4 protein-coding genes are annotated in these 4252 nt (G+C 65.8%); 3 read left to right on the top strand and 1 reads right to left on the bottom strand.

Features of this window, described 5'->3' with window-relative positions; translation table 11 throughout:
* Positions 1 to 676, top strand: a 676-nt coding sequence (locus CKO42_RS25865; RefSeq protein ID WP_200251968.1) for an AAA-type ATPase lid domain-containing protein, incomplete at its 5' end; no start/stop codon positions are given.
* Positions 677 to 686: 10 nt separating this feature from the next.
* Here the strand turns inward: CKO42_RS25865 and CKO42_RS25860 are convergent.
* Entirely contained in the window at positions 687 to 2867 is a 2181-nt protein-coding gene (locus CKO42_RS25860) for a sensor histidine kinase (RefSeq protein ID WP_200251964.1), read from the bottom strand.
* A gap of 328 nt (positions 2868 to 3195) precedes the next feature.
* On the opposite strand from CKO42_RS25860, the gene CKO42_RS25855 reads away from it, so the two are divergent.
* Together CKO42_RS25855 and CKO42_RS25850 are read left to right on the top strand one after the other, a co-directional pair.
* The gene (locus CKO42_RS25855) at positions 3196 to 3447 is read left to right on the top strand and encodes a low-complexity protein (protein WP_200251943.1); all 252 of its coding nucleotides are present in this window, start codon (positions 3196 to 3198) and stop codon (positions 3445 to 3447) included.
* A gap of 42 nt (positions 3448 to 3489) precedes the next feature.
* On the top strand, positions 3490 to 4252 hold a 763-nt coding region (locus CKO42_RS25850; protein ID WP_242479716.1), incomplete at its 3' end, for an HvfB family MNIO-type RiPP peptide maturase.

The raw sequence follows: 4252 nt of genomic DNA, 5'->3' as shown, positions 1-4252 counted from the left end.
GCTGGCCCCCGCGCTGCAAGCCAAGCTGTTGCGCGTGTTGCAAGAGCACGTCTTCGAGCGCGTCGGTGGTCATGAATCCATCCACACCGATGCGCGCATCATTGCCGCCACCAATCGGGATCTCCTTGCCGAGGCCGCTGCCGGGCGCTTTCGCGAGGATCTGGTCTACCGGCTGCAGGTGATCCAGATCCGCATGCCGCCGCTGCGCGAGCGCCGCGAGGACATTCCGCTGTTGGTGCAAGGGCTGCTCACGCGCATCGCGGCTCGACTTGAGCGCCCAATCCCGACCGTCACCCCGGCCGCGCTGGCGCGATTGAGCGAGGACGACTGGCCCGGCAACGTCCGCGAGCTGGAAAACCGATTGAGCCAAGCCCTGCTGCAGACCCACCATGCGCTGATCACCCCGGAGATGCTTGAGCTTGGCGGCGGCCGTGCCGGCCAGCAAGGTCCGATCGGCGGGGATTCGCAGGCTGCGCTCGCCGGCCATGCGAGCGGATCAGCGGGCGACCAGGCGTCGGTGCTGCGCAGCCTCGATGAGGTCGCCGCGGTGCATATTCAGCAGGTGCTCGATCACACCCAGGGGCACAAGGGGCAGGCCTGCGAGATCCTTGGTATTTCCCGGCCAGCTTTGGATCGCAAGATCGAGAAGTATCAGCTGCGGGTCATGAAGCGCTGACGCTCATCGCTCAGGCGTCGGCCACATCCGCAGTCCCATCCGTTTCATCGACCCAGTGCGGCAGCACGATCTCGACCCAGGTGCCCTGCTCCGCCGTCGACCGAATCGAAAGACGCCCGCCATGCTGCTCGACCAACCGCCCGACGATCGCAAGCCCAAGCCCAGTGCCGCTGGCCTTGGTGCTAAAGAAGGGCTCGGTCAGACGCGGTAAGCGCTCCGCCGGGATCGGCTCACCGGTATTGTGCACCGAGAGCCTGACCTCGTCCGCTTCGCTTTGCTTGACGTGCGCAGTAGTCCCAACAGTCCCAACAGTCTTGACAGCCTCAGCGGTCTCGCCGGTCGCAGCAGCCCTGGCAATCTCGGTGGCCCCAGCGGTCTCGGCATTCTCAGCAGTCCCAGCGATGCGCCAGGTAACGACGCTGCGCACAGGCGCGGCCTCGCAGGCATTGTCGGTGAGGTTGGTCAAGATCTGGCGCAGTCGGTCCGGATCAGCCATGACCTGAAGCCCGTCCGACGCCGGCTCGAGCTGGATCGAATGCCCAGGATGGCGCTCGGCCGCCAGCGCGATCTGCTCCTCGAGCAGGGGCCGGAGCGCCACCGGGCGCGGGTCCAGGCTCAACGGCTTCGCATACAGCAGGATCTCCTCGAGCAGCCGGCGCATGCGCTCGGCCTCACCCAGCGCCAGATCCACACGACGCTTGGCTCGTGGCTCTGGATCAGCCTCAGCCAAGTAGCTGAGCGCCATAGCAATGGTGCTCAACGGCGTACGCAGCTCGTGCACGATGCCCGAGGCGAACTCGCCGATGGCGGCGAGCCGACCCTGCTCGGCCAGGCGCGCGGTGCGCCCAACCCCTTGGGTCAGCAGCTGACCGATGTTGCCGAGGAGTCGCTGACGGGCATCGCCGAACCCGGCGGGATCGCGGGTCGCGAACACCACCACCGCCGGGATCGGGGTCTGCGTTTGCGGGGTCAGCGGCAAGAAGATGGCGTCGCGCATGCCGAGCGCGACCAGCTGGCGCAGCAGCTCATAGGCCGGATTCGCGCTCGCGCGCTCGGCCATCGCCTGCACATGCAGGGGCGTCTCATCGGCCAACACCCGCTCGAGCAGTGTGCCCTGTAGCCGGTACAGCCGCTGAGCACCCGGCTGCGGCAGGCCGTCGAGCCAACTGGTCTCGACGCGGGCGCTGGCGCGGCGCTCATCGATGAACACCAGGCCGCTCCAGTCGCAGCCCAGCAGCGGCCTGAATTCGGTGTTGAGCAGCCCCATCAGCTGATCCAGGTCCTGGCCCTGCTGCAGGGCGTGGATCAGCCGGTAGAGCAGATCCAACCGCTCGGAGAGCCGATTGAAGCTGCTGCTGAGATCCTGCAGCTCGGTGGTGCCGACCACCGGCAGCTGATAGCGGACGTCGCCATCGGCGACGCGCTGAAAGCCGGCCGTGGTGCGGCGCAGCGGCGCCAACACCTTCCACTGCAGCAGCCAGAGCAGGAGCACGGCGATCACCAGGGTAATACCCGCGGCCGCCAGGGTGCCCTGGATCATCAGCTGGTACTCGCGCGCGGACCAGCGGCGCAGCGCTTCCGCGAAGACCTCCACGGCGGCATTCAGCCGGCTGTGGTCGTCGATCACCTGCTCAGCGGCCCATTCCAGGCGCGGCTCGTCCTCGTCCTCGCCTAGGGCGTCAAAAAGCGTGGCGCGCCAGGTCTCCCAGGTGTCTTCAAGTGCGGCCATCGCTGCTTCGGCCTCGAGGCCGAGGTGCGGCTGCAGCCAGGCCGGCATCGGCATGGGCAGCGTGTCGCTGAAGTCGCCGCTCATGAAGGTGTCGACGATGCTATCGATGGTCGCGATCTGTGCCAGCAGGTCTTGGTAGTACAGGCGCACATCGCGGTAGTAGGTCGGATAGTCGCGCGGGGCGTTCTGCCAATAGTTCATCGCCTGCGCGTGCATCTGCTCGACCGCCAGCTCGAGCTGCCCGGCCCGGTTGACCAGCTCAATCGCACCCAATTGGCGTTGAAAGGCGCTGAGGGTGTAGAGACTTGCCGCGGTCAGCAGCAGCCCGAGCGCGAGATAGGCCGCGGCGACTTGGACGCTCAGACTGGCGAGGTGCCGGGACAACGACATGGTTAAGGCCTGGGTAATCGAGGTGGTCACTGAGCCCGCGCCTCGGCTTAGCGGATACAGCAAGGCGGACATCGACGCGGTGCTCTGAGGATCGTCGGCCATCGCGCCCGATACGCTGTCCTCGGCGGGGCTCGAGGTTTCAGCATGCGGGTAACACGCCTACCCCGCTGCTCCGCTGCGCCACAGAGGCTCAGCCGATCGTGGCATCGCCCGCACGCCATCGAAAACCCCCTGGACGAGGCCTCTCAGCAGCCTCGCCAACATCCGCTGAAAGATTTCACCCACCACCGCGGTCTTTAGCGAGTGATAGCCACTGGCCAAGTGAACGCCGACCGGTGCAACTCGAGGCCGCTACAACGGCTGTCAGCATACCAACCTTAGATTCTTTCGGAGTGTTTCCATGTCCAAGCAGATCATCACCTCAGCCGCCATGATCGCCGGCGCTACCCTCGTCGGCACCCTGAGCGTCGCCCATCTGGCCCAGGCCAGCGACAACCCCTTCGTCACCGAGCAACTCGACAGCGGCTATCTGCAGCTGGCCGAGGGCAGCTGCGGGGCTAAAGACAGCGAGGGCAAGTGTGGCAATAAGGATGACGGCAAGGGCGAAGGCGAAGGCAAGTGCGGCGAGGGTAAGTGCGGCAATAAGGGCTGATCCCGCTCTGACCACCGCATAGACCCACGCCAGAAGCCAGCCATGAACATGACTCCCGACCCCGTTCATGGCGCCGGTCTCGGTCTGCGGCGCGCGTTCATCGCCGCCGCAGCCGAACAGCCTCCGCCGGAGGTCTCCTTCTGGGAGATCGCGCCGGAGAATTGGATCGCTGTCGGTGGCCGCTGGGGGCGGCTGCTGCGCGGCCTGACCGAGCGCCATCCCTTCGTCTGCCACGGCTTGTCCCTCTCGATCGGCTCACCCGCCCCGCTCGATGTGCCGTTCGTTAACCGCATCAAGACCTTTCTCGATGCACACCAGATCGCGGTCTACACCGAACATCTGAGCTACTGCTCGGATGATGGACAGCTGTATGACCTGATGCCGATCCCGTTCACCGCCGAGGCGGTGCAGCATGTCGCCCGGCGCATCCGTCAGGTTCAAGAGATCCTCGAGCGGCGCATCGCCCTGGAGAACGTCTCCTACTACGCCGCACCAGGCCAGGAGATGCCTGAGATCGATTTCATCAACGCGGTGCTCGACGAGGCCGACTGTGACCTGCTGCTGGATGTGAACAACATCCTCGTCAACAGTATCAATCATCGCTACGACCCGATCGCCTTCCTTGATGCCCTGCCCGCCGAGCGCATCGTCTACGGCCATATCGCCGGGCATTACGAGGAGGCGCCGGACCTGCGCATCGATACCCATGGGGCCGATGTGATCGAGCCGGTGTGGGCGTTGTTGGAGCAGGCCTATGCGCGCTTCGGCGTCTTCCCGACCCTGCTCGAGCGGGATTTCAACATCC

It is taken from the genome of Lamprobacter modestohalophilus (assembly GCF_016583905.1).
GTDB classification, from domain to species: Bacteria; Pseudomonadota; Gammaproteobacteria; order Chromatiales; family Chromatiaceae; genus Lamprobacter; species Lamprobacter modestohalophilus.
This window is presented reverse-complemented; position numbering and strand designations above follow the sequence as displayed.